Below are 25,539 nucleotides of genomic sequence, written 5' to 3'. Positions count from 1 at the left end.
GCCACCTCCCGTTCGACCGGTCTCGATACGGCGCGGGGCGCCTACTCGACCAACGAGAGATGGCTGAGTCGCGTCGAGGATTCGACTCGTGCATCGCTCGAACTACAGCTTTGTAGTTCCGACACACCGGGACACGCCGACAACGACGCGGAACCTCGACGCTCGGGCTCGTCATCGGGTTAGAGTCGAACCGCAATCCGGATCTGCGGATTCAACCGGTCGCATCGCGACCGACGCCGAGGGGAATCGTCGGGGCGTCGCTGAACAAGCGACGCCCCCTCCTCGTTAAGCACCTCTCGCCCCGCCTGCCGGGTGCTCCGGTTCTGGAGTTTGCGCGTCGTGACCCCCGTTTCCGGCATTCCGGTGACACCATGGACGAGGTCGCCGCGACCGGTCTGCGCGTGGCGGCTTCCCGACGCCTCCGCGACCATCAGGACCGCCATGCCGGCCGACCTGCTCAGCCGACCCGCTTACCACCCGGAGATCATGGAACGCATCGTCAAGGAGCGCGACCGGCTCATCCAGCGGAGCGCCCGCACGATCGGGCTCGCAGGGACCGTCGTCGCACTCATCTGCCTCGTCCTGCCCGGCGCGGTCGACACCCCTCTGCTCGTGCTGCTGGTACCGCTGTTCGCGGCCATCGCCTTCGCCCTCTACCGGATGGGGCAGAGCCGCTCCATCCTGTGGGTCGTCATTGCCGTGCTGGCCGGATCCCTCGCGATCCTCACCATCCACCTCGGCAACGTCGGCGCGCTCTATCCGATCACCGGGACCCTCGCCTCGCCCACGGGGCTCAGCGACTCAGCCGTCGAGGCGATCCGGATGCTGTCCGCCTGGGTCATCGCCTCCGTCGGGATCGTGCTCACCATCTCGCTGGGCCGGATGATCGTGCTCGCGGGCGCGTTCCTCGTCTCGCTGATCATCACCGCAGTCGCCCTGTCCGGCACCGTGACGGCTGCGCTCAGCATCGCGATCCTGTTCGCGGGCTGGACCATCGCGGTCGTGATCGGATCGCTGCTGGCCACCGGAGTGCTCCGAGCGGCTCGGCGGATCACGAACATCGGCCGCGCGCACCGCACCGAACGCCAGGCCAGCGAGACAGAGGCCCAGCGCCGGCAGGGCGCCCGACTGCTGCACGACACCGTGCTGGCCACCCTGACGCTGCTCGCGCACTCGGGTGTCGGCGTCAGCTCATCCGCCCTCAAGCATCAGGCCGCGGACGACGCACGCCTGCTCCGCCAGCTCCGCCTCGGCGGCACCCCCTCCCCCAAGTCGAGCGGCGACTACACGCTGCAGAAGCCGACCTCCGAGTCGGTCCTCGGCAACACGCTCGAGAACGTCAAGCAGCGCTTCGGCCGGATGGGCCTGGCCGTCAGCTGGCACGGCACCGGACAGGTGCTGCTGCCCAGCGACGTGCTCGACGCCTTCCTCGGCTCGCTCGCCGAATGCCTCGAGAACGTCCGCCGGCACGCCGGCGTCTCCGAGGCGCATGTGACGATCACCGACGACGACACCACCATCCGCGCCATGGTCACCGATTCCGGCGTCGGCTTCGACATCGCCACCATCGGCGACCAGCGCCTCGGCTTCAAGGAGTCTGTCCTCGCCCGTCTCCGCGAGGTCGGGGGCAACGCCCGCGTCTTCTCATCGCCGGGTTCCGGCACGACCGTCGTCCTGGAGGTCCCGCGATGAGCTCGATCAGCAGCCTCGTGCAGAACGAGGTCGAGGAGAACACCCTCGGCGTCGTCGCCAGCGGCCAGCGCAAGGCGCGCTCGCCCCTCAAGCTCCCGGGCTTCGCCAGCTCTCGGATCATCGACGAGAACGCCGGCAGCCTCGGCACCGCCTTCCTCGGCTTCGGCGCGATGATCGTCTGCGTCATCATCGCCGTGTTCAGCCTCGGCAAGTTCACCGTGCAGTGGGAGCTCTACTCGGCCCCCGCCGCCGAGGTGGTCGCCTGGCTGCTCTACGCCGTGCTCCTCGTATCGGTGCTCGTCGTCATCCGCCGCAACGACGACCGCCTCTCGGACGGCATGTTCATCGGCTACGCGCTCGGCCTGCTGCTGGTGGTGGCCCTCGACCTCGGCGCCGTCTGGCCGCTGCACGACGTGTCGGGCACCTCGACAGCCTCGATCGCCGCTGGGGTCGGGGTGCTCGCGCTGGTCGGCGTCCGCCCACTGCGCCAGGTCCTCGGCACCGCCGTGGTCTTCGGAGCGCTGCTGCTGATCGCCGATCTGCTGGACGGCAACGTGCGGGCCGACAGCCTGTCCGCGACGCTCGCCATGCTGTCGCAGGCCGTGCTGCCCGCCGTCATCGGCTGCTTCATCGTGCGATCGTTCCGCCGCATGGTCACCCTGGAGCTCGACCGGGTGCTCGTGCAGAGCACCGTCTCCGCCCCGCGCTACGCCGTCGGCATGCTGGCCTCGGAGGAGCTCGCTCGCCTCGACCTCGCCGCCGAGCAGCTGCTCGAGGGCGTTTCGAGCGGTCGCACTCCCCTGCCGCTCGACGCCAAGGTCGCCCAGACCGCCGCGTCGCTCGCGACCGAGCTGCGCCTGCATCTCATCGAGGGCCGGCGGGAGACCTGGCTCTACCACGCCGTCAGCGAGTCCGAGCTGCTCGGGCCCGCCGTCACCCTGTCCGACCCGCACAGCCTCGCCGGCCTTCTCGACCCGCGCCAGCGCGACGGCCTGCTGTCGGCCATCTGGCTGCTCGTCAGCGAGTCGGGCGTCAAGGTCGTCGGTGCCGATCGCACCGCCCGGGTGACCCTCGGCCCGAGCGACCGCGATCCGAACAGCGGCGCCGTGCGCAAGCTCATCGTGCCGATCGTGATCGAAACATCGGGCGTGGCGCGCAACCGTGTGGATCCGGGCGCATGGGATGCTATCCGCAAGGTAGGGAAGCACGCCGACTCGGTGTTGGACGGAAGTCTTCGCCTCGAGATCGAATGCATCGTCGATAGTCCCTCCGACTCATAGGGGGCGTCATGACTACAACCTGGCCAACAGCTACTCAGCCTCGGAGGGACACAGTGTCCGAACCGCAACAACGCATCAGACTCGCGATCGTCGATGACCACAAGATGATCCTCGGTGCGCTCACCGAGTGGATCCGCAACGCTGCGGATGACATCGACATGGTCTGCGCCGTGGCCAGCTGGCCCGAGCTGCTCACCCACCCGGAGTTCCCGGTGGATGTGGTGCTGCTCGACCTCGACCTCAAGGACGAGCTGCCGATCTCCCTCAAGCTGTCGACCCTCAAGACGACGGGCGTGAAGACGGTGCTGATGAGCACCTACTCCGAGCCCAACGTGGTCCGCGAGGCTCTCGCGGCCGGCGCGCTCGGCTACCTCGTCAAGAGCGAGGAGGCCTCGATGATCGTCGACGCCCTCCGCTCCGCGTTCCGCGGCGAGTCCTACATCTCGGCGGAGCTCGACCTCGCACTCAACGCCGTCGACGTCGGCGGCGCGCCCAAGCTCAGCGCTCAGGAGCGCCGGGTCATGGCTCTCTACGGCGGCGGCGAGCCGGTCAAGTCGGTGGCCTACGAGCTCGGCATCTCCGAGGAGACCGCCAAGTCGTACCTCAAGCGCATCCGTGAGAAGTACCGCGTCGCGGGCTTCGATGTCGGCACCAAGGTCGCCCTGCGCAAGCGCGCGATCCAGGACGGCATCCTGCTCCAGTCCGACTGAGCAGGCCTCGGCCTCAACTGCACAGCTTCACCGAACTGCCCAGTTCTGCCGCTTGAAAGCTCTTTCAGGCGGCAGAACTGGGCAGTTCGTCGTTCGCCAGCCGGAGGCGCGCAGACTTCGCGATCACGCAAGCGGAGATCGGGTGTTTTCGGCTCTCGAAACGCCCCTTCGAGGCGCATCTCCGCTTGCGCGCACATCGACGGACGGTGTCAGGACTGGGGAGCGTCGATCGCCTCGGTGAGGGGCTCGCCGTGCAGCTGGAGGCGTCCACCGCCGCGACGCTCTACGCCGAAGCTGATCAGGGCGACCGCGATGCCCAGGATGCTGAGCACGATGCCCGCCGCGATCGGCGAGGTGTAGCCGAGTCCGGCGGCGATGGTCAGGCCGCCGAGGAACGCTCCCAGGCTGTTGCCGAGGTTGAGCGCCGAATGGTTGACCGCTGCGGCGATGGTCTGGCTGTCACCGGCGACATCCATCAGCCGCACCTGGATGGCCGGGGACAGGGCCGCCGCGGAGGCGCCGATGAAGAACACCCCGATGAACAGGCCGACCGGGTTCGCCGCGACGACCAGCAGGAACGCCAGCGAGACGATGATGGCGACGAAGAACACGAGGACGGCGCGCTTCACCCCTCGGTCGACGAACCAGCCGCCGAACAGGTTGCCGACGGTCATGCCCGCCCCGAAGACGATCAGCACGATGGGCACGAGCGCCGCGTCGATGCCGGTCACGGTCGTGGCGAGCGGGGCGACGTAGGTGTATGCGGCGAACAGTCCGCCGAATCCGATCGCCCCTGTGGCCAGGGCGAACCAGACCTGCGGACGCGCGAACGCCTTCAGCTCTCCCCGAACCGTCGCAGCCGGGTTGCCGGCCATCGGCGGCACCGCGAGGGCGACCATGATCAGGGTCAGCGCGAAGACGGCGGCCACCGCGAGGTAGGCGATCCGCCAGCTCGCGTTCTGACCGAGCCAGGTGATGGCCGGAACCCCGATCACGTTCGCGATGGTGAGTCCGCCGAGCACGTAGGCCGTGCCGCGACCCCGATTGCCCGGCCCCATCAGCTCGGCGGCCACGAGTGCCGCGACGCCGAAGTAGGCGCCGTGCGGCAGGGCGGCTAAGAAGCGGGCGACGAGAACCAGTCCGAAGGTGGGCAGGACCGCGGAGAGCAGGGTCGCGAAGACGAACCAGGCGGCGAAGACCAGAAGCAGGCGCTTGCGCGAGAACCGCGCTACGAACGGCACGATGGTGGGTGCGCCGACGACCACGCCGAGGGCGTAGGCGGAGATCAGCCAGCCGGCCTGGGCATTGGCCTGCTCCGTCGAGGCGGCGTACACCCCGGGCAGCAGATCGGCGGCCACGGTCGGCAGCAGGCCGATGATCACGAACTCCGTGCAGCCGATGCCGAAGCCGCCGAGTGCGAGGGCGAGCAGCGCGAACCGGACGCGCCCCGGTGTGAGCGCCGATGCCAGGGCAGCGGGTGGAGCGGCGGAGGACGACACGGCGGACTCTCTCGAACGAGGGCGGATCGGCCTCAGTGCCGCGCAACCAGGCTAGCGCTCGGCCTCGAGCCGTCCGTCGTCGCTCTCACGAGGTCGGCGCGTCGTCAGACGGCCTCTGCCCGGCGCTGTGCGCGCCACCAGACGAGCCACGCCCATGCCGCGGTCGACCAGAGCGCCCACAGCACGAGGAGCGGCTGGAAGATCAGCCGGACCCAGAGGCCCGTCGCGGATCCTGCGCCCTCGCTCTGGATCTGGACCACGAGCTGGGAGATGTTGCCGGGAAACACCAGGACGAAGAACAGCGCGACGAGCCAGCCGAGCGGCACCGCGAACCGGCGGAGCGGGCGAAGCCCCACTGCGAGGAGGGCGAGCCCCAACAGCATCTCGACCACGCCGGACGCGAGCACGACGAAGTCGGGATCGAGCGGCAGCCATGGCGGCACCTGCGCCTGGAAGGCCTGCCGCAGCAGCGTCCAGTGGCTGATCCCCGCAGCGAGCAGGAACACGCCGAGGGCCACCCGCGCGATCCGCCGGGGCGAGAACCGACGTTCGGTGAGCCGCCCGCGCGCGGTGCTCGGGCGGGCGGTGCCGGAGCGTTCGCTCACCGCGAGCTGGGCGTCTGTCGTTCGAGCGCTGCTTCGAGTCGTTCCACCTTGCCGGTGATCTCTCCGGTGTGCCCGGGTCGGATGTCGGCCTTGAGGACGAGCGAGACGCGCGATCCATGCCGCCCGACGGCCTCCGTCGCGCGCCGGATGACGTCGAATACCTCATCCCACTCCCCCTCGATGGTGGTGAACATCGAGTCGGTGGAGTTGGGCAGGCCCGATTCGCGCACGATCCGCACCGCGTCTGCGACCGCGTCGTGCACGGAGTCCGCGGCTGCGCCCGGCGCAGAGTTCGGCATGGCTGCATCACCGGGGGCGACGCCGCTGGGCGAGACGGAGAAGGCGACGAGCATGGTCAGGACTCCCTTGTCGTGACGCCGGGAAGCGGCGCCGCATCTTCTGGAATGTGCACGTCGTCCGTCACTTCGGATCGGCGTCCTCGAACGCCCGAGTCTGCCGCACCGAGCCGCCAGATGGCTCTGACCGTCCAGGCGAGCAGAGCGATGTAGGCGGCATTGCGGGCAGTGAGCAGCGCCGCGACGATCGGATCCGCCGCAACCAGCCCGGTGTAGAGCCAGGGATAGACGGCCTGGGTGAGCGCGGCGATGGCGAGGAGCGGCACGCCCGGTCCGCGCAGCGGCGATGCTCCGCGCAGCAACCAGAGGATGAACGGCGCGGCGAGCCAGCCCACGAACTGCGGCGAGCCGACCTTGTTGGTGACGATGAGCGCGAGAACGAGGCCGAGGGCGAGAGGCGGAAGCAGGTCCAGTCCGGGCGCGCCTCGAAGCGTCGCCCGCACTCCAAGGGCGATCATCCCGAGCACGGCGAGGACGAGCAGCGGCGTCATCAGGGTGGCGACGAGCCCGGTGCCGGGACCCGCCACCTGCCAGGTGAGGATGTCGCGGTCGTAGTAGATCCGACTCCAGCCGGTGCGGAGCACGGAGTCCCACACCCAGTACATGCTGACGGGCGCCTCGAGCTGCAGGCCGCGACCGGTCTGCTGGAGCAGGAAGCTGAACACGTTGGCGCCGCTGCCCGCCAGGAGGGCCCCGCCGATTACGACGATCGTCGTGGCGCAGGCGCCGACCACGACCCTGGAGCGATCCCGCAGCGCGATGACGGCCGCGAGCAGGATGGCCACCGGCCACACCTTCATCCAGGCGGCGAGAGCGAGCAGGGCGGCCGCGACCACGGGGCGGCGGCTCAGCCAGATCACCCCGAGGATGGCCAGAGGCGCGGTGACGGCGTCGATCCGGCCGACTGCCACGGGCCCGAGCGCGGCCAGGAAGCCCACCCACCACCACGCGGCGATCGGCCGGTGCCGAGCGAGCACGAACAGCGCGACCGCATCGAGCACCGAGACGATGACCAGCCAGGTGAAGCCGTACAGCGCGGATCCGAACACCGCCGACGCCGCCATCGGCAGCAGGGCCGCGATCGGGTAGACCCAGGCGGTGTCGATGCCGACGATCACGCCGTGCTGCGCGGCGTAGTCCATCCAGAACCTGTAGACGAACAGCACGTCGCCGAATGGCAGATGGGTGCTGTCGGTGAGGTCGATGGCGCCGAGAACCAGGTGGACGAGGACGAACGCGGTCCACAAACCGATCGGTCCCGTAACGATTCGACTCAGAGTTCCGGCCCCCGCGCGAGCGTCGTTCATGCTGGAAGGGCGCCGTCGTCCGAGGCACCCAGCAGCACAGCAGCCTGAAGCACCGCAGCCTGACGCACAGATTCCGTCAGCACAGCACGCCCTGGACGGCGGAGCGTCGGGATACCACAGCAGCGCACCAGCGAAACAGTACCCCAGCACCTTCCCTCCGCCCGGTGCCCTCCCGCCCGTTCCACCGCACCTGCCCCGCCTTCACCTCCGAGGAGTTCCCATGACCGTGCGCCGTTCGATCCGAGCGGGAGCCGCCGCGCTCGCCGCCGCCGCATCCCTCGTCCTGCTCGCCGGGTGCTCCAGCGGAGGCACCGACGCCGCGACCGACTCATCGGGGTACGTCACCGACGGCAAGCTGACCATCGGCACCGGCGAGCCCGCCTACTCCCCCTGGGTCGAAGGCGACGATCCCGCATCGGGCAAGGGCTTCGAATCGGCCGTGGCCTATGCCGTCGCCGAGCAGCTCGGCTTCGACGACAGCGATGTCGTCTGGGTGCGGACCACCTTCGACGAGGCGATCGCTCCGGGCCCGAAGACCTTCGACATCAACTTGCAGCAGTTCTCCATCACCGACGAGCGCAAGGAGAACGTGGACATGTCGACGGCCTACTACGAGTCGTCCCAGGCGGTGCTGACCATCGAGGGCTCCAAGGCCGCGGGTGCCGGCTCGATCGCCGAGCTCACGGACATGCTGATCGGCGCGCAGACAGGAACGACGAGCTTCGACGCCATCGAGGCGCAGATCGCCCCTACCGCCGGCGCCCAGGTGTTCAACACCAACGAGGACGCTGTGCTCGCCCTGCAGAACGGCCAGGTCGATGCCATCGTCGTCGACCTGCCGACCGCGCTGTATCTCGCGAGCGCGGACCCCGAGGAGGGCGGCGTCGAGGGCGGGTTGATCGTCGGGCAGCTGCCTCCGGCCGACGGCAAGACCGGCGACGAGTTCGGCTTCGTGCTGACGAAGGACAGCGCCCTCACCGGCGAGGTCTCGGACGCGGTCGACGCCCTCCGCGCCGATGGCACCCTCGACTCGCTCGCCTCCGAGTGGCTGGCGGACAGCATCGGCGCCCCCGTCCTTCAGTAGGGCGCACGTGAGCAGCACTCCGCAGACCCGCATGCAGCAGCACCGCATTCAGCAGCACCGACATCGGCACCTGGGATAGTCAGCGGATGACCGATGGACAGGGGCGCGCCGAGCCGTCGCGCCTCGAGCTCGACCGTCGCGCCTTCCGGCGCCGCCAGTCGACGAGGTCCGTACTCGTTGGCGCAGGGTCGACCGTGGTGTTCGCGGTCATCGTCTGGCTGACGCTGATCAACACTCCGGGCTGGGCGCGGGTGCAGAAGACGTTCCTCGATCCCGCAGCCGCCGTCGAGGCGTGGCCGCGCGTCTTCGGCGGACTGCTGGTGAACCTGCAGGTGCTGGTCGTCGCGGCCGTCGGTGTGCTCATCCTCGGCTCGCTGATCGCGATCGCGCGCACGCTGCGCGGGTCCGTCTTCTTCCCGCTTCGCGCGCTGGCTGCGGGCTACACCGACCTGTTCCGCGGGCTGCCGCTGATCATCGTGCTCTACATCGTCGGATTCGGCATACCGGGCCTCGGGCTCTTCGCCGAGCGCCCGTCTGCCATCGTCCTCGGCACGGTGGCGCTCGTGCTGACCTACTCCGCCTACGTCGCCGAGGTGCTGCGTGCCGGCATCGAGGCCGTGCATCCCTCCCAGCGTCTTGCCGCACGCGCGCTCGGACTCAGCCATGCCAAGACCCTGCGGCTCGTCGTGCTGCCGCAGGCCGTCCGCAAGGTCGCGCCGGCGCTGATGAACGACTTCGTCTCGATGCAGAAGGACGTTGGCCTGATCTCGGTGCTCGGCGCCATCGATGCGGTGCGCGCCGCGCAGATAGAGACGGCCTCGAGCTTCAACTTCACCCCCTACGTGCTGGCCGGCCTGCTCTTCGTGCTGCTCGCACTGCCGACCATCCGTCTGACCGACTGGTACAGCGCGCGAGTGCGCGCCCGAGAGCAGATCGGCAGCAACGTATGAGCGCCACCACTCCCACGTCCGGACGGCCCGGGCCCGAGATCCCGCAGCCCGGAACTCCCCTGCTTCGGCTGATCGAGCTGCGCAAGTCGTTCGGCGCGACCGCCGTGCTCCGCGGCGTCAGTCTCGACGTCGCCGAGAACGAAGTCATCGCCCTGATCGGAGCGAGCGGATCGGGCAAGTCCACGCTGCTCAGAGCGGTCAACCTGCTCGAGCCGATCGACGACGGCCAGATCCTGCTCGACGGCGCCGACATCTCCGATCCCCGCGTCGATGCCAACGCGGTTCGGGCCGGGATCGGAGTGGTGTTCCAGCACTTCAACCTCTTCCCGCACCTGTCGGTGCTCGACAACCTCTCTCTCGCCGCCCGGCACGTGCACGGCTGGTCGCGATCCGCGGCCGAGAGGCGGAGCAGGGAGCTCCTCGAGCAGGTCGGCCTCCTCGAGAAGGAGCGGGAGTTCCCCGATCGGCTCTCCGGCGGTCAACAGCAGCGGGTGGCGCTCGCCCGTGCCATCGTCACCGAGCCGCGACTGCTGCTGCTCGACGAGATCACCAGCGCATTGGACCCCGAGCTGGTCGGCGAGGTGCTCGCCCTCGTCCGTCGGCTCGCGCACACCGGGACGACGATCCTGATGGCGACCCACGAGATGTCATTCGCACGCGATGTGGCCGATCGGGTGGCCTTCCTCGACGGAGGGGTGGTCGCCGAGCTGGGTCCGGCCGCCCAGGTGCTCGGGGCTCCCCAGCATGTCCGCACCCGGGAGTTCCTGGCTCGGATCAGCGCGGGCTGAGCTCAATAGCCCGAAAAGCGGTCTGTGTGGATGCGCTTCACTCCGGCGGCCCGAAGCGCGCCCGTCGCACGGGCCACGAACGTCGGCGTGCCCGAGAGCAGCGCGGTCCGCGACCCCACCGATGCCAGCGATGCGAAGGCCGCCGCGAGATCCGGCTGCCACGACCAGCCGAACGGCAGGTCCGTCGGCTCGTCACGGGTGACCACGACGACGGGAGCCCGCGCCGCCGCCAGCTCATCGCGGTAGAGCAGGTCGTCCGACGAGGATGCGCGGTAGACGAGCGTCACATCGCGGCCCCCCGCCGCCGCCTCGGCGAACTGTCCCACGAACGGTGTGATCCCGATCCCGCCGGCGACGAGAAGGACGGGGGTCTTCTCATCCTTCGGCAGCAGGAAGTCGCCGCCGAGCCAGGTGAGCCGCACGTCATCGCCCTGCTTGAGCTCGGCGAGCGCCGACTTGAACGAGCTGCGCCGTTCGGGCATGCGGACCGCGACGGTGATGTCGCGTCCGGAGCTCTCAGGTGCGGAGACGACGGTGAGGTGGCGGCGCTCGCCGCGCGCGTCGGCGCGACGGTGCGGCACGTGCAGCTCCGCGTACTGGCCGGCCCGACGACGCAGCGGCCGGTCCGACTCGAAGGCGAACTCGAGGCTGCCCGGTCCCACTTCGCGCGATCCGATCAGCCGCAGCCGGGCGCCCGCCGGCAGCGCGATGGCGGCCGCGACGAGATTGCCGATCACGAGCGCGAACTCCTGGCTCAGGTAGAAGTTGCCGAAGGAGAGCGAGGTCGAGAGATAGCTGCCGAGATAGAGCGGCAGGGCGAAGAGCACGGCCACGACGAGTGCGACGACGACCTGCTGCCAACGTCGCGGCGGCAGGGTGAGGGGCTCGGTGAGCATGAACATGCCGAGGAAGAGGATCGGATAGGACACGATCGCCGTCGCGAACGCATCCGCCCCGAAGCTCAGCAGCGGAGTGATGACGAGAAGGTAGGTCGTGCCGATGAAGACCAGCGGCACGATCAGCGTGCGCGTGCGCCAGAGGATGGCGGCGCCGCCGAGCACAACGAAGGGCAGGAGCGGCAGGGTGGCCACCCACCATCCGGCCGCACCGAGCCCGGTCAGACTCACGATGAACGCGCCGATCGCGGCCGGGTTGAACAGGTGGCGGCCCCGCCAGGCGAGCACGTACTTCGAGGCGCCCGCGAAGAATCCGACCAGGGCGATCACCAGCAGCCCGCCGACCTCGACGCTCGGCAGCATGAGGAAGAAGATGATCAGCCCGGTGATGATCGACGATTCGCCGTGCACCCGCGAGCGGAAGATCAGGGCGAACAGCCGCGACGTCAGCGCGGTAGAGAGCACCGCGACGACGGCGGAGAGGATGAGCGACAGGGGCGAGTAGAAGAGAGCGCCGGCGAGGGACGAGATGATCGCGGCGACGAGAATGACGCCGAGCGCGATGCTCATCAGCCGGTACATCGGCACCCTGCTGAGGGTGCGGTCGATCGTGGCGATCATCGGGCCTGTCCTTGGCTGGCATGTCCTACAACGCGGGAGCCCGACGCGGAGCGGCCACCTGTCGGGCGACCCTCGCGCAGGAACAGCCGGCCGGGGAGATCGGGTGAGAACTCGGCGCTGCCGTCGGTGAACATCCTGACGAAGCGGAAGTCGAAGTCGGCGAGCCGGTCGGCTCCGACGAAGAACAGCGCCGTCGCGAGCGCGTCGGCGTCCAGTGCGGTGTCGGCCAGGACCCAGGTGGCCGCGACCTCGTGCACCGGCTCGCCGGTGAGCCCGTCGAGCACGTGGTGCAGGCCGCTGCCCCACGCACGACGGTTCGTGGCCGAGCCGCAGAGCGCGCCGCGTTCTAGCTCGATCACGCCGATGGCCTTGCCGGCGTCGTAGGGGTGCTCGAGCGCGATGCGCAGCGGCGCCGAGCCGTGGTGCACGAGGTCGCCCCCGGCATCGACGGTGCAGTCGGTGATGCCCTCCTCCGCCAGCGCCTCGACCACGAGGTCGGCCAGGTAGCCCTTGCCGGCCGCCCCGAAGTCGAGCAGGGTCGGCTCGCTCACCCGGATGGCGTGCCGGCTGAGGCTCACGCGGTCGTCCCAGACCGGGCTGGCCAGCGCGGCGCCGCTCGGGGTCAGCGAGTAGTCGCGGTCGTAGCCGAGCCGTTCGAGAGAGGCGCCGACCAGCGGGGTCATCGCACCGTCCGTCGCCTCGTAGAGACGGCGGTAGACGGCCATCATCGCGTCGACGTCATCCGGGAACAGCACCTCGCCTGCTCGGCGCGCCAGGTCGGCGACGAGCGAATCGGTGCGGAAGCGCGAATAGGCGAGGTCGAAGGTCTCGATCCGCTCGGCCACCCGCGCCCGCTGGCCCTCGGTGAGCGGCACCGGGGTGCTGATCGCCCAGCGCGTCCCGATCGCCTCGAAGACGAGATCAGGCTGCGGCATCAGCCTTGATCGTCTCGACGGCGTCGTTGAATCCGCCGCTGGTGAGGGACGATCCCGACACCTTGTCGACGGAGAGGTCGTCAATGTCGACGCCGACCACCTCATCGGCGATGCCCGACGCGAAGGCCTTCTGATACTGAGCAGCGTTGCCGCTGGTCGCCTCGGGGGTGACGGTGACCGCGGTGACCACATCGCCCGCGAGGGTGAGTGAGACGGAGATCGACTCCTGGCCACCCGGCGAGGTGTAGCTGCCCTCCGCCTCGTACGTGCCGTCGACGTAGCCGCCCGAGCCGCCTGAGCCGCCTGAGCCGCCCGAGCCGGTCGTCGTGCCCGGATCGGTCTCCGCCTCGGCGGGCGAGCAGGCGGCCAGGCCTCCGATCAAGCCGAGGCCCGCGATGGTGGTGAGCACGGGGCGGGCGATGCGCACGGTGCGCGCCCGACGGTCGAGTCGGCTGGTGTGGTCCTGGATCATGAGGGCTCCTCGCTGGGTGACGTGTTCACAATGGCAGGCGACATCCCGCGTCCCCTCGAAGGAGTCTCAGGATCGCCCAAGAGGCGCATCGATGGCGCAGCACAGCCGCGCCGCCGCAGCGGTACAGCCGCACGGCGGAACGACGGATGCGCGTCGCCGCGTCGGCCCCTCGAGAGGAACACGGGCACGCTGCGGCAATCGTTCAGCCAGTCCAGGCGATGTCCAGGATGGGGGTGCACCCGCGATCGAGCCCGGGATCACGCTCCGGCGAGCAGCTCTCTGATCGCAGCCGGCAGCGCCTCGGCGAGGTCCAGCGCGACGATCGGTCCCCCGCTCGACGCGAGCTCTCCGGCCCTGCCGTGCAGATGCGCGGCTGCGGCCGCCACCTCGGCGAGCACAGAGGGCTCGGCGAGCACCCGCTCGGAATGCGAGGCCAGGAGGGCGCCAAGCACTCCCCCGAGCACGTCGCCCGCGCCGGCGGTGGCGACCCAGGCGGGACCCGCGGCGACCCGGATGCCCTCCCCGCGCGGCGCGGCGACATAGGTCGTGCTGCCCTTGAGCAGCACAACGACCCCGAGCCGATCGGCGGCGGCGCGCGCCCACTGGGCGGGGAGCTCGGCGATGTCCGACTTCTCGACCTCGTCGCCCCGGGCGCTGAGCAGCCGGGCGAGCTCACCGAAGTGCGGAGTGATCACCACAGGGCCTGCAGCCCGGTCGACGAGGTCGAGCGCACCCGCGTCGAGGACCGTCGGCAGCCCCTCCGCTAGTGCGGCGCCCAGCTGCTCGGCGAGCCCTCCCGACCGTGTCGATGAGTCCATCCCCGACCCCGCCAGCCATGCCTGCACTCGTCCCGCCCCGGTCACGATCTCGGGGCGGCGGTGCAGCACGAAGTCGGCGGCTCGCTCGTCGCCGAGGTAGCGGATCATGCCGAGTCCGGTGCGTGCGGCACCCTCCACGCCGAGCACCGCCGCGCCGGGGTACTCGGCCGATCCGGTCAGCATCCCGAGCACGCCGCGACTGTACTTGTCGTCGCCGGACTCGGGAACCCGGATCCAGGCTGCGGTCTCCGCCGCCGTCCAGTCGCGCCAGTCGCTCATCGGCTCAGCCTAGGACTGCGCACCGCATCCGCCCCGATCGCCGACGAGCTCGGCCGCCGACGAAGCCCCCATCCTCGGCCGATACGGTGAAGTGTGAGCTTCGGACCCATCTCCATCCCTGACCGCGTCGTCGTCTTCGATTACGGGGAGGTCATCTCGGTCAGCCCGACGGATGCCGACAAGCGGATCGTCGAGGAGCTGGCGGGCGTCGATCCCGAAGCGCTCTGGCCCCGATACTGGGCCACCCGAGACGACCTCGACCGCGGCACCATCGGCACCGCCCAGTACTGGGCAGACATCGCGCGCGATCTCGGCGTCAGCTGGAGCCCGGCCCGCATCCACGAGATCTGGCTCGCCGACTTCCGCAGCTGGCTGAGCGTGGCACCCGTCGTCTTCGAGATCCTCACCGATCTGAAAGCAGGCGGCACCCGCACCGCGCTGCTGTCGAACGCCGGTCCCGACTTCGGCGGCGCGTTCCGCTTCTCGCCGCTCGGCAGCATGTTCGATGACTTCTTCGTCAGCGGCGAGCTGCTCCTGCTCAAGCCCGAGCCCTCCATCTACGAGCATGTCGCCGAAGCGCTCGGCATCCCCGCCGATCAGATCGTCTTCATCGACAACAGGGAGGTCAACGTGCGCGGCGCCGAGTCGATCGGCATCGCCGGGCACGTCTTCGTCGGCGCCGACGAGCTGCGCGACTTCCTGGAGGGGCTCACTCCCAGCGCGTCCGCATCTCCCAGCGCATCCGCATCCGCATCCGCATCCGCATCCGCATCCGCATCGATGGGGGCCTCAGCATGACCATCGGACTGTTCGACCCACTGACCATCCGCAGTGTCGCCATCCGCAACCGGATCTGGGTGCCGCCCCTCTGCCAGTACTCGGTGGAGGCCGAGGACGGGGTGCCGACCGAGTGGCAGCTCGTGCACCTGGGTGCCATGGCGATGGGCGGCGCCGGGCTCGTGGTGGCCGAGGCCAGCGCTGTCGAGCCGGAGGGGCGGATCTCGCCGAAGGACACCGGCATCTGGAATGCGGAGCAGGTCGCCGGGTGGCGGCGCGTCACCGACTTCCTGCACAGCCAGGGCGCGACGGCGGGCATCCAGCTCGCGCATGCCGGCCGCAAGGCATCCGTCCATCCGGAGTGGGGAGCGTCCGGGAAGGGCACGATCGCCCCGGAAGACGGCGGCTGGCCGACCGCCGCCCCGTCGGCTGTTCCATTCCCTGGCTACGGCACGCCCGTCGCCCTGGATCGGGCAGGCATCGACCGCATCGTGGCCGCCTTCGTGACCGGAGCAAGGAACGCGCTCGACGCCGGGTTCGACCTCGTCGAGCTGCACGCCGCCCACGGCTACCTCATCCACCAGTTCCTGTCCCCCCTTTCCAATCAGCGCACCGATGGCTACGGGGGCAGCCTCGAGAACCGCGCCCGCCTGCTGCTCGAGGTCATCCGCGCGGTCCGCGACGAGGTCGGCGACGAGGTGCCCGTGCTCGTCCGCTTCAGCGCGACGGACTGGGCCGAGGGCGGCTGGGATGCGGAGCAGACCACGATCGTCGCCCGATGGGCAGCGGATGCGGGTGCCGATCACTTCGACATCTCCAGCGGCGGACTCACCGCCGGTGTGCAGATCCCCCTCGGACCCGGCTACCAGGTGCCGTTCGCGGCCCAGGTGCAGACCGCCGGCGTCGAGGTGAACGCGGTCGGTCTGATCACCACGTCGCGGCAGGCCCAGGAGATCGTGGAATCGGGTCAGGCGCAGGCGGTCATGATGGGCCGCGAGATGATGCGCGATCCGCACTTCGTGCTGCGCGCCGCCCACGAGCTGGGAGTCGAGCTCGACTACTGGCCGCCGCAGTACGTCCGCGCCCGCTGGCGCTGATCTCGGCTCGTTCGCGCTCGGTCGCCGCCAGCCTGCGGGCGACTGCGCCGGTGCGATGCGCCGCGCCCGACATCCAGCTCAGCGGCGGCGGGTGGCGTCCTGCACTTCGCCGACGAGCTCCTCGATGATGTCCTCCAGGAAGAGCACGCCCGTCGTCGATCCCGCCTCGTCGAAGACGCGGGCGACGTGCACGCCCATCCGTCGCATGGTGGCGAGGGCGTCCTCGAGCTCGGTGTCACGGAAGATCGAGACGAGCTGACGCACGAACTTCGTGGGCACCGGGTCGTCGTACTCGTCGTCGTCGAGCTCGAGCACATCCTTGAGGTGCAGGTATCCGGTCGGCTCGTCCGTCACATCGACCAGCACGTAGCGGGAGAAGCCGTGCTGGGCCACCGCCCGCTCCAGCTCGGCGGCGCTCGTGTTCTCGGGCAGGCTCACCAGCTTGTCGAGGCTCAGCGCGATGTCCCGGACCTTCTTGCTGGTGAACTCGAACGCCGCGGTGAGCGCACCGCTCCTGTCGTCGAGCACGCCCTCGCGGGTGGACTGCGACACGATCGTCTGCACCTCTTCGAGCGTGAAGGTGCTCGCGGCCTCGTCCTTCGGCTCGATCCGCAGCAGGCGGACCGCGGCGTTGGCGATCGCATTGAGGCTCGCGATGATCGGGCGGAGCACCGTCGCGATGAAGACGAGCGGCGTCGCGAGCAGCAGCACCGCCTTGTCGGGGATGGAGAACGAGATGTTCTTCGGCACCATCTCGCCGATGATCACGTGCAGGAACGACACGAGCACGAGCGTGATGACGAAGGCGATGGTCCCTGTCACGGCCTCGGGGAGTCCGGTCAGTCCGAGGGGAATCTCGAGCAGGTGATGGATCGCCGGCTCGCTCACATTGAGGATCAGCAGCGAGGCGACGGTGATGCCGAGCTGCGAGGTGGCGAGCATGAGCGTCGCATGCTCCATCGCCCACAGCGCGGTCTTGGCGCTGCGCTTGCCCTGTTCGGCGAGCGGCTCGATCTGGGATCGACGCGCGGAGATGACGGCGAACTCCGCGCCCACGAAGAACGCGTTGACGAGCAGCAGCACGACGAGCCAGGCGATTCCCGCCCAGTCGGCGCTCACGAGGACACCTTGCTCGAGGTCGACTCCGACTCGGTGACGGGCACCGTCGGCGTGAAGCGGACGCGGTCGATCCGGCGTCCATCCATCCGGAGCACACGGAGCACACCGGCCGGGATCGTGACCTCGTCGCCGACGACGGCGATCCGTCCGAGTTCGCTCAGCATGAAGCCGGCGACGGTCTCATAGGGTCCGTCCTCCGGCACGGTGATGCCGGCCTGCTCGATCAGCTCGTCCGGGCGGAGGCTGCCGGGGAAGGTCAGGGAGGTCTCGGATCGGACCACGCCGGCCCGGCGACGGTCGTGCTCGTCGACGAGGTCGCCGACCAGCTCCTCCACGAGGTCCTCGAGCGTGGTCACGCCCGCGGTTCCGCCGTACTCGTCGACCACGACGGCCATCTGGTAGCCGCTGGCGCGCAGCTCGTCGAGCAGCAGGTCGAGCTTCATCGTCTCGGGCACGCGGATGGCGTCCGTCTGCAGTGCGCCCACCGGGACCAGCTGGCGCTTCTCCCGCGGGACGGCGACGGCCTGCTTGACGTGCACGAAGCCGACGATGTCGTCGAGCCCCTCGTCGGTGACGGGGAAGCGCGAGAAGCCGGTCCGACGGGCGAGGCCGATCACGTCGTGCGCGGTGTTGCCCCGCTCCAGGCTCGCGATCCGGGGACGCGGGGTCATCACATCGGCGGCCGTGTGCTCCGAGAAGTTGAGCGTGCGGGTGAGCAGCGTGGCGGTGTCGCTGTCGAGCACGCCGGCCATCGCCGATCGGCGCACGAGCGAGCTGAGCTCCTCAGCCGTGCGTGCTCCCGACAGCTCCTCCTTCGGCTCGATCCCGAACAGTCGGAGGATGGCGTTCGCCGAGCCGTTGAGCAGGGCGACGATGGGGCGGAAGACCATCGTGAAGCCCACCTGGAACGGGATCACGATCTTCGCCGCGGTGCGCGGCACGGCGAGCGCGAGATTCTTCGGCACGAGCTCGCCGAGGATCATCGACAGCAGGGTGGCGATGAGCACGCCGACGACCGCACCGACGGGACGCACGAAGCCCTCGGGAAGTCCCGTCGCCAGCAGGGGACGCTCGAGCAGCGAGCTGATCGCCGGCTCCATCGTGTAGCCCGTGAGCAGCGTGGTCAGCGTGATGCCGAGCTGTGCACTCGACAGGTGGGTCGAGGTGATCTTGAGGGCGCCGATGATCGGCCCCAGGTGCCGTTCGCCCTTGGCCTCACGGCTCTCGAGGTCGGCGCGATCGAGGTTGACGAGTGCGAACTCCGAGGCGACGAAGAAGCCGGTGCCGACCGTCAGGACGAGGCCCACGGCGAGCAGGATCCACTCGTTCATCGATGCCCGCCCAGCATGCATCGATCCGCAGATGAGTCACGGAGAAGGGAAGCCGCACGAAGCGGCTCGATATGGGCGGAGGGAGAGGCGTCCATCGGAACGATCAGCATAACCGACGCACGCTCTCCCGTCCCTGGGTGGCCGCGCCAACACTGCCCGAACGCGTCCCTGCGGACAAAACGCGCCTGGGCACCAGCGCGTTTTGTCCGCAGAGACTCGTTATCAGGAGGGACGGACTGCGCCGCGAGCGATCAATGCCGCGCGTCCACAGGAGGTGGACCGGGCGTGTTCTGCACAGATGTCGGGATGAGCCTCCACGCGGTTGTCGCATCGGACAGATTGACCCGATGCCGCTGCAGACCGCTGACTTCATCGATGCTCTCATCGTCGCTCGCGACGTCCGCCAGTCGGGCGACGACATCCGCCGCTACAGCAGAGACGTGGAACGAGGACGGCTGGTCCGGGTGAGGCGGGGTGTCTATCTGCCGACCGAGGTCTGGACGGCACTCGGCCCACGCGATCGTTCCATCGCTCGGATGTGGGCATACGCACTCGTAGTCGACCGCGCCCCTGTCTTCTGCCATGGGTCCGCCGCGATTTTGCATGGGCTTCCGCTGCTGAAATCGAAGGACGCCCGGATGTCGGTGGCGGTCGACGGAATCGCGTCCGGCAAGCCCGGCAACGATGTGCGGCAGCGTCCCCTGCAGCTCGACGCGTCGGAGCTCTGCACAGCCGTCGGCCTGATCGCCACCACCCCGACTCGGACCATCCTCGATCTCGCGAGCACGCTCCCATTCGGCGATGCAGTCGTCCCTGCGGATGCCGCGCTCCGCCAGCGCTTGACGACCGTCGAGCAGCTCGGACAGGCGGCCGAGGAGTCGGTCATCTCTCGTGGCATCCGCAAAGCGCGGCGGGTCGCCGCGTTCGCCGATCCGCGTTCGGACTCGCCCGGCGAATCCCTCAGCAGGGCGGTCATCCACGAGGCCGGCTTCCCCGCTCCCCTGCTCCAGTACGACTTCTCCGACTCTCGCGGCTTCGTCGGACGTGTGGACTTCTGGTGGCCCGAGCACAACCTGATCGGCGAGTTCGACGGGCGGATCAAGTACCAGTCCGGGCGGTTCGCCGGCACTCCCGACGACAACCTGTGGAAGGAGAAGCTTCGTGAAGATCGACTTCGCGCGCTCGGCCCGCAGGTCGCTCGGTGGATCTGGTCCGACGCGATGTCGCCGGCCCTGCTCGCCTATGAGTTGAGCCGCCACGGACTTCCGACCGTCCAGCGCGCCCGCGTCCGCTCAACGCAGCGCTGAGGACAAAACGTGCTGGCACCCGGGCGCGTTTTGTCCGCTGCGCCTCGTGGTGTCCGCAGGTGCGCGTTATGTGGGCGGCTACCAGGAGACCGGGAGGGCTTTGCCCTCCTCGTAGCCCGCGGCCGACTGGATGCCGACCCGAGCGCGCTGGTGGAACTCCTCGACCGTGCTCGCCCCGGCGTAGGTGAAGGAGGAGCGCACGCCCGAGGTGATCATGTCGAGCAGGTCCTCGACGGACGGGCGGAGCGGATCGAGGTAGATGCTCGACCCCGAGATGCCCTCGGCGAACAGCTCGCGGCGAGCCAGCTCGTACGGGTCGAGGCGGCCGAAGCGCTCGTGCACAGCCTTCGTCGACGCCATGCCCCAGCTCAGCTTGTAGACCCGCCCGGAGGCGTCGGTCTGCAGCGCGCCGGGCGCCTCGATCGTGCCGGCGAACCAGGAGCCGATCATCACCGAGGCGGCGCCGGCGGCGAGCGCCAGCGCGACGTCGCGCGGGTAGCGCACTCCCCCGTCGGCCCATACGTGCACGCCCAGCTCGGCCGCGGCCTGCGCGGTCTCGAGCACGGCGGAGAACTGCGGACGACCCACCGCCGTCATCATCCGGGTCGTGCACATCGCGCCCGGCCCGACGCCGACCTTGGCGATGGTCGCTCCGGCTTCCGCGAGATCGCGGACGCCCTCGGCGGTGACGACGTTGCCGGCGACGATCGGGATGTCGAGCTTCAGGGAGCGGATCGCGGCCAGCGCCGCGATCATCCCCTCCTGGTGGCCGTGCGCGGTGTCGACGACGAGCACGTCGATCCCTGCGGCGACGAGCGCCTTCGCCTTCGCAGCGACATCGCCGTTGATCCCGACGGCAGCGGCGACACGCAGTCGACCGGAGGCATCGACGGCGGGCGTGTAGATGGCCTGACGGACCGCGCTCTTCCGGCTGATCGTGCCCACAACTCTTCCGTGCCGCAGGACGGGAGCGAACTCGATGTCCGCCGCGACCATCGCGTCGAACGCGGCCTTGGGAGAGTCGATGTCGTCCGCCTCCAGGGCGGGGTGGCGGCCGTGCACGAGATCGCCGAGGCGCGCATCGGCCAGCGCGGTGCCCAGGCGGGTCGCGGGGACCACGCCGACCAGGGTCTCGCCGTCCATCACGACGATGCCGTGGCCTTCGAGCGCGGGGAGGCGCTGGCGGGCGGCCTCCACCGTCGCCTCGGACGGCAGCACGTGCGCGGTGTCGAACTGGGTCGGCTGGGCCTTCACCCAGGCGATCGCCTCACCGAGCTCCTGCAGCGGCATGTCCTGTGGGAGCACTCCCAGCCCGCCGCGTCGTGCGAGCGACGCCGCCAGCCCCGGCCCCGTGACCGAGTTCATGTTCGCCGAGACGATCGGGATCGTCGCGCCCGTCCCGTCGGGGGTGGCGAGCGACACGTCGAGCCTGCTGCGGATGCCGGAACGGCTCGGGATGAGGAACACATCGGAGTAGGTCAGGTCGTGGCTGGGCATCGAGCCGTGGAACTCCATGAGAACTACGGTAGCGCGCGCCCAGCTTGGGCCTCCGGTCTCGTTAACGGGTTTAGGCTTGAGGACCGGACGCACAGCCGAGGCAATGGAGAGTGGGCGAGCACCCGTGTCGAGTCAATTGACCGGAACTGACGAAGGGGCGGCCGGAGAGTTCGGCGCCAATGAGTGGCTTGTAGACGAGCTCTACGAGCAGTACATCGTGGACAAGAATCTTGTCGACAAGTCGTGGTGGCCCATCCTCGAGGCCTACCATCCCGTCGAGTCGCACGTCGCGGAGGGCTCTCTGCCCGACGCCCCCGGTGCGCCGACGGCTCCTGGAGGCCCCGAGACGCCCGCGCCGTCGATCGCGCCGCCACCCGCTTCTACACCGAGCGCGCCGGGCTCCCCCGAGCCGAATCCGCCGGCACCCGTTGAGCCGACCGTCCCGACGCCGCCGGCCGAGCCAGCACCGGGCACGCAGCAGGTGCCGACGCAGCAGGCACCCACCCAGACCATGCCGACCCAGACCGTCTCGGGCGACACCGCGCAGCCGCTGGCGTCTCAGCCGCAGACGGGTCAGATCTCGGCCCGCACCACCTCGGCGCCGCCGAAGTCGCAGCCGATCCCCGCCGAGGCCCCCGCCGCAGCGATGCGCTCCGACGTGCCCGTCGAGGACACCGTCGTCCCCCTGCGCGGGATGGCCAAGTCGCTCGCGACCAACATGGACCAGAGCCTGTCCATCCCGGTCGCCACCAGCGTGCGCACGATCCCCGCCAAGCTGATGATCGACAACCGCATCGTCATCAACAACCACCTCAAGCGCACCCGCGGCGGGAAGATCTCCTTCACCCACCTGATCGGCTGGGCGCTGGTCCAGGTGCTCAAGGAGTTCCCGAGCCAGAACGTGCACTACGCCGAGATCGACGGCAAGGCATCGGTCGTGCAGCCCGCCCACGTCGCGCTCGGCATCGCCATCGACATGCCCAAGCCCGACGGCAGCCGCGCCCTGCTGGTGCCGTCGATCAAGCGCGCCGACACCATGGACTTCGGCGAGTTCGTCGCGGCCTACGAGGCGCTCGTGCGCAAGGCCCGCGGGAACAAGCTCGAGGCCGGCGACTTCCAGGGCACCACCCTGTCGCTGACCAACCCCGGCGGCATCGGCACCGTGCACTCCGTGCCGCGGCTGATGAGGGGCCAGGGCGCCATCATCGGCGCCGGTGCCCTCGAGTACCCGGCTCAGTTCCAGGGGTCGTCCGAGCACACGCTCATCGACCTGGGCATCGGCAAGACCATCACTCTGACCTCGACCTACGACCACCGCGTCATCCAGGGCGCAGGATCGGGCGAGTTCCTCAAGATGGTGCACGAGCTGCTCATCGGGCAGCGCGGCTTCTACGACGACATCTTCGCGGCACTGCGCATCCCGTACGCGCCGATCCACTGGAACTCCGACATCGCGGTCGACCTCTCGGACACTGTCTCGAAGACCTCCCGCGTGCAGGAGCTCATCAACGCGTACCGCGTCCGCGGGCATCTGATGGCGGACATCGATCCGCTCGAATACCGCCAGCGCACCCACCCCGACCTCGAGATCGAGCGTCACGGCCTCACCTTCTGGGACCTCGACCGCGACTTCGTGGTCGGCGGCTTCGGCGGCCGCCGCTCCCTGCTGCTCCGCGAGGTGCTCGGCATCCTGCGCGACTCGTACTGCCGCACAGTGGGCATCGAGTACATGCACATCCAGGTGCCAGAGCAGCGCAAGTGGATTCAGGACAAGGTCGAGCGTCCCTACGTCAAGCCGACGCACGACGAGCAGATGCGCATCCTCAGCAAGCTCAACGAGGCCGAGGCCTTCGAGACCTTCCTGCAGACCAAGTACGTCGGCCAGAAGCGGTTCAGCCTCGAGGGCAGCGAATCGCTGATCTCGATGCTCGACACCGTCATCCAGCGTGCCGCCGAGGACGAGCTGTCCGAGGTCGCCATCGGAATGGCGCACCGCGGGCGTCTCAACGTGCTGACCAACATCGCCGGCAAGACCTACGGCCAGATCTTCCGAGAGTTCGAAGGCACCCAGGACCCCAAGACGGTCCAGGGCTCCGGTGACGTCAAATACCACCTCGGCACCGAGGGCACCTACCAGGGTGCGGGCGGCGCGAAGATCCCGGTCTACCTCGCCGCCAACCCGTCGCACCTCGAGGCCGTGAACGGCGTCCTCGAGGGAATCGTGCGGGCCAAGCAGGATCGCCAGCCGGTCGGCTCGTTCCGGGTGCTGCCGATCCTCATCCACGGCGACGCCGCGATGGCCGGACAGGGCATCGTCTTCGAGACCCTCCAGATGTCGCAGCTGCGCGGATACCGCACCGGCGGCACCGTGCACCTCGTGGTCAACAACCAGGTCGGCTTCACCACTCCCCCGCACGAGTCGCGCACCTCCGTCTACGCGACCGATGTCGCCAAGGCGATCCAGGCGCCGATCTTCCATGTGAACGGCGACGACCCCGAGGCCGTGGCCCGGGTCGCCGAGCTCGCCTACGAGTTCCGGCAGGCCTTCCACAAGGACGTCGTCATCGACCTCGTCTGCTACCGCCGCCGCGGGCACAACGAGGGCGACGACCCCTCGATGACCCAGCCGCTGATGTACAACCTCATCGAGGCCAAGCGCAGCGTGCGCAAGCTGTACACCGAGGCGCTCGTCGGACGTGGCGACATCACGCAGGAGGAGTACGACAACGCCCACCGGGACTTCCAGGACCGGATGGAGCGCGCGTTCGCCGAGACGCACGCCGCGCAGACCTCGTCGATCCCGATCGTCAAGGTCGACGCGGACTCCGACGCGGTCGCTGACATCGAGCTCCCCGAGTCGCAGCGCGGAGACGCGGCCGCCGGCGAGCCCGAGACCACCGGCATCGCCGAGTCCGTCGTCACCCTGATCGGCGACGCGCACGCCAACCCGCCGCAGGGATTCTCGGTGCACCCGAAGCTGCAGGCGCTGCTCAAGAAGCGCACGGAGATGAGCCGCTCCGGCTCGATCGACTGGGCGTTCGGAGAGCTCCTCGCCCTCGGCTCGGTCCTGCTCGAGGGCACCCCGGTTCGGATGGCCGGCCAGGACTCGCGTCGCGGCACATTTGTGCAGCGGCACGCGGTCTTCCACGACCGTGAGAACGGTCAGGAGTGGCTGCCGCTCGCCAACCTCAGCGAGAGCCAGGCCAAGTTCTGGATCTACGACTCGCTGCTCAGCGAGTACGCGGCGATGGGCTTCGAGTACGGCTACTCCGTCGAGCGTCCCGATGCGCTCGTGCTCTGGGAGGCGCAGTTCGGCGACTTCGCCAACGGCGCGCAGACCGTCATCGACGAGTTCGTGTCGTCCGCCGAGCAGAAGTGGGCTCAGCGCTCGTCGGTCGTGCTGCTGCTCCCCCACGGCTACGAGGGCCAGGGACCGGACCACTCGTCCGCCCGCATCGAGCGCTACCTCCAGCTGTGCGCGGAGAACAACATGACCGTCGCGCAGCCGTCGACCCCCGCGTCGTACTTCCACCTGCTCCGTCGTCAGGCGTACTCCCGCCCGCGCCGCCCGCTCGTGGTGTTCACGCCCAAGTCGATGCTGCGCCTGCGCAGCGCGACCAGCGAGGTCGCCGACTTCACGTCGGGGCGCTTCGAGCCGGTCATCGACGATGCGCGGATCACCGACGAGGCCGCCGTCACACGCGTCGTCCTGCACTCCGGGAAGATCGCCTACGACCTCCTCGCCGAGGCCGCCAAGCGCGAGAACCCCGAGAGCGTCGCGCTGGTGCGCGTCGAGCAGTACTACCCGGTGCCGATCGAGCCGCTCAACGCGGTCCTCGACAGCTATCCGAACGCCGAGCTGGTCTGGGCGCAGGACGAGCCCGAGAACCAGGGCGCGTGGCCGTTCGTCTGCCTCGAGTTCAGCAAGCACCTGCACGGCCGCACGGTCTCCGTGGTCAGCCGGGCGGCTGCCGCGTCGCCGGCCGCGGGCTCGGCCAAGCGCCACGCCAAGGAGCAGGCCGACCTGGTCGCCCGCGCCATCGGCTAGCCCTCGCGCTGTCGCGCATCGAGATGCCGCTTGCCGTCCCTATTCCTGCCGAATAGGGACGGCAAGTGGCA

21 protein-coding genes are annotated in these 25,539 nt (G+C 69.5%); 10 read left to right on the top strand and 11 right to left on the bottom strand.

The window, feature by feature from the left end; genetic code table 11:
* Positions 1-339 precede the first annotated feature (339 nt).
* Genes E6C64_RS17335 through E6C64_RS17325 form a run of 3 tightly spaced genes read left to right on the top strand, consistent with a single transcriptional unit; the run spans position 340 to position 3,682 of the window.
* Positions 340-1,692 carry an ATP-binding protein gene (locus E6C64_RS17335; protein WP_233255703.1) on the top strand — a complete coding sequence of 451 codons (1,353 nt, stop codon included), beginning with the start codon at positions 340-342 and terminating at the stop codon, positions 1,690-1,692.
* On the top strand, positions 1,689-2,972 hold the full coding sequence (locus E6C64_RS17330; protein WP_136428928.1) for a hypothetical protein: 1,284 nt from the start codon (positions 1,689-1,691) through the stop codon (positions 2,970-2,972). Before E6C64_RS17335 ends, E6C64_RS17330 begins: the two co-directional genes overlap by 4 nt.
* A 53-nt stretch (positions 2,973-3,025) precedes the next feature.
* A complete protein-coding gene (locus tag E6C64_RS17325) occupies positions 3,026-3,682 on the top strand; it encodes a response regulator transcription factor (RefSeq protein WP_233255702.1) in 657 nt (218 codons plus the stop codon).
* 209 nt (positions 3,683-3,891) lie between these two features.
* Here the strand turns inward: E6C64_RS17325 and E6C64_RS17320 are convergent, their stop codons facing one another.
* From E6C64_RS17320 to E6C64_RS17305, 4 genes are all read right to left on the bottom strand, one after another.
* A complete protein-coding gene (locus E6C64_RS17320; RefSeq protein ID WP_233255701.1) occupies positions 3,892-5,181 on the bottom strand; it encodes an MFS transporter in 1,290 nt (429 codons plus the stop codon).
* A gap of 104 nt (positions 5,182-5,285) precedes the next feature.
* Positions 5,286-5,786 carry a DoxX family protein gene (locus E6C64_RS17315; protein WP_233255700.1) on the bottom strand — a complete coding sequence of 167 codons (501 nt, stop codon included), beginning with the start codon at positions 5,784-5,786 and terminating at the stop codon, positions 5,286-5,288.
* Complete coding sequence (locus E6C64_RS17310; protein WP_136428926.1) at positions 5,783-6,139, bottom strand: thiamine-binding protein; 357 nt, start codon at positions 6,137-6,139, stop codon at positions 5,783-5,785. Before E6C64_RS17310 ends, E6C64_RS17315 begins: the two co-directional genes overlap by 4 nt.
* Before the next feature lie 2 nt (positions 6,140-6,141).
* Positions 6,142-7,389, bottom strand: coding sequence for a glycosyltransferase 87 family protein (locus E6C64_RS17305; RefSeq protein ID WP_158437916.1), 1,248 nt, complete (start codon positions 7,387-7,389; stop codon positions 6,142-6,144).
* Between the two features lie 280 nt (positions 7,390-7,669).
* Between E6C64_RS17305 and E6C64_RS17300 the strand changes: the two genes are divergently transcribed.
* The 3 genes from E6C64_RS17300 (at position 7,670) to E6C64_RS17290 (ending at position 10,271) form a co-directional block, all read left to right on the top strand.
* Positions 7,670-8,533: an ABC transporter substrate-binding protein gene (locus E6C64_RS17300; protein WP_136428924.1), complete on the top strand. Its 864-nt coding sequence runs from the start codon at positions 7,670-7,672 to the stop codon at positions 8,531-8,533.
* Positions 8,534-8,619: 86 nt separating this feature from the next.
* Positions 8,620-9,483 (top strand): amino acid ABC transporter permease, encoded by an 864-nt coding sequence (locus E6C64_RS17295; protein ID WP_136428923.1) that lies wholly within the window; start codon positions 8,620-8,622, stop codon positions 9,481-9,483.
* Positions 9,480-10,271: an amino acid ABC transporter ATP-binding protein gene (locus E6C64_RS17290; RefSeq protein ID WP_136428922.1), complete on the top strand. Its 792-nt coding sequence runs from the start codon at positions 9,480-9,482 to the stop codon at positions 10,269-10,271. The genes E6C64_RS17295 and E6C64_RS17290 overlap by 4 nt, the downstream gene beginning before the upstream one ends.
* A gap of 2 nt (positions 10,272-10,273) precedes the next feature.
* Here the strand turns inward: E6C64_RS17290 and E6C64_RS17285 are convergent, their stop codons facing one another.
* The 4 genes from E6C64_RS17285 to E6C64_RS17270 form a co-directional block, all read right to left on the bottom strand.
* Positions 10,274-11,788 (bottom strand): FAD-dependent oxidoreductase, encoded by a 1,515-nt coding sequence (locus E6C64_RS17285; protein ID WP_136428921.1) that lies wholly within the window; start codon positions 11,786-11,788, stop codon positions 10,274-10,276.
* Entirely contained in the window at positions 11,785-12,723 is a 939-nt protein-coding gene (locus E6C64_RS17280) for an FAD:protein FMN transferase (protein WP_136428920.1), read from the bottom strand. The genes E6C64_RS17285 and E6C64_RS17280 overlap by 4 nt, the downstream gene beginning before the upstream one ends.
* Positions 12,710-13,195, bottom strand: a complete 486-nt coding sequence (locus tag E6C64_RS17275) for an FMN-binding protein (RefSeq protein WP_136428919.1) — start codon at positions 13,193-13,195, stop codon at positions 12,710-12,712. The genes E6C64_RS17280 and E6C64_RS17275 overlap by 14 nt, the downstream gene beginning before the upstream one ends.
* Before the next feature lie 257 nt (positions 13,196-13,452).
* Positions 13,453-14,292, bottom strand: coding sequence for an ADP-dependent NAD(P)H-hydrate dehydratase (locus E6C64_RS17270; RefSeq protein ID WP_136428918.1), 840 nt, complete (start codon positions 14,290-14,292; stop codon positions 13,453-13,455).
* Between the two features lie 93 nt (positions 14,293-14,385).
* On the opposite strand from E6C64_RS17270, the gene E6C64_RS17265 reads away from it, so the two are divergent.
* Together E6C64_RS17265 and E6C64_RS17260 are read left to right on the top strand one after the other, a co-directional pair.
* Positions 14,386-15,090, top strand: a complete 705-nt coding sequence (locus tag E6C64_RS17265; RefSeq protein WP_233255699.1) for an HAD family hydrolase — start codon at positions 14,386-14,388, stop codon at positions 15,088-15,090.
* Complete coding sequence (locus E6C64_RS17260; RefSeq protein WP_136428917.1) at positions 15,087-16,166, top strand: NADH:flavin oxidoreductase/NADH oxidase; 1,080 nt, start codon at positions 15,087-15,089, stop codon at positions 16,164-16,166. The genes E6C64_RS17265 and E6C64_RS17260 overlap by 4 nt, the downstream gene beginning before the upstream one ends.
* A 78-nt stretch (positions 16,167-16,244) precedes the next feature.
* Here E6C64_RS17260 and E6C64_RS17255 read toward each other — a convergent pair whose 3' ends face one another.
* Positions 16,245-17,285 carry a hemolysin family protein gene (locus E6C64_RS17255; protein ID WP_136428916.1) on the bottom strand — a complete coding sequence of 347 codons (1,041 nt, stop codon included), beginning with the start codon at positions 17,283-17,285 and terminating at the stop codon, positions 16,245-16,247.
* A complete protein-coding gene (locus E6C64_RS17250; RefSeq protein WP_136428915.1) occupies positions 17,282-18,616 on the bottom strand; it encodes a hemolysin family protein in 1,335 nt (444 codons plus the stop codon). Before E6C64_RS17250 ends, E6C64_RS17255 begins: the two co-directional genes overlap by 4 nt.
* Before the next feature lie 347 nt (positions 18,617-18,963).
* Here E6C64_RS17250 and E6C64_RS17245 point away from each other — a divergent pair, with 347 nt between their 5' ends.
* The gene (locus E6C64_RS17245) at positions 18,964-19,923 is read left to right on the top strand and encodes a hypothetical protein (RefSeq protein WP_136428914.1); all 960 of its coding nucleotides are present in this window, start codon (positions 18,964-18,966) and stop codon (positions 19,921-19,923) included.
* 78 nt (positions 19,924-20,001) lie between these two features.
* On the opposite strand, the gene guaB1 is transcribed toward E6C64_RS17245, so the two are convergent.
* Positions 20,002-21,438 (bottom strand): GMP reductase, encoded by a 1,437-nt coding sequence (gene guaB1, locus E6C64_RS17240; RefSeq protein ID WP_136428913.1) that lies wholly within the window; start codon positions 21,436-21,438, stop codon positions 20,002-20,004.
* 106 nt (positions 21,439-21,544) lie between these two features.
* On the opposite strand from guaB1, the gene E6C64_RS17235 reads away from it, so the two are divergent.
* Positions 21,545-25,468 (top strand): multifunctional oxoglutarate decarboxylase/oxoglutarate dehydrogenase thiamine pyrophosphate-binding subunit/dihydrolipoyllysine-residue succinyltransferase subunit, encoded by a 3,924-nt coding sequence (locus E6C64_RS17235; RefSeq protein WP_233255698.1) that lies wholly within the window; start codon positions 21,545-21,547, stop codon positions 25,466-25,468.
* The last annotated feature ends 71 nt before the right edge of the window (positions 25,469-25,539 follow it).

Source organism: Naasia lichenicola (assembly GCF_004801885.1).
Lineage (GTDB): Bacteria > Actinomycetota > Actinomycetes > Actinomycetales > Microbacteriaceae > Naasia > Naasia lichenicola.
Note: the sequence above shows the minus strand (reverse complement) of the source record. Positions and strands in the feature narration are given on the sequence as shown.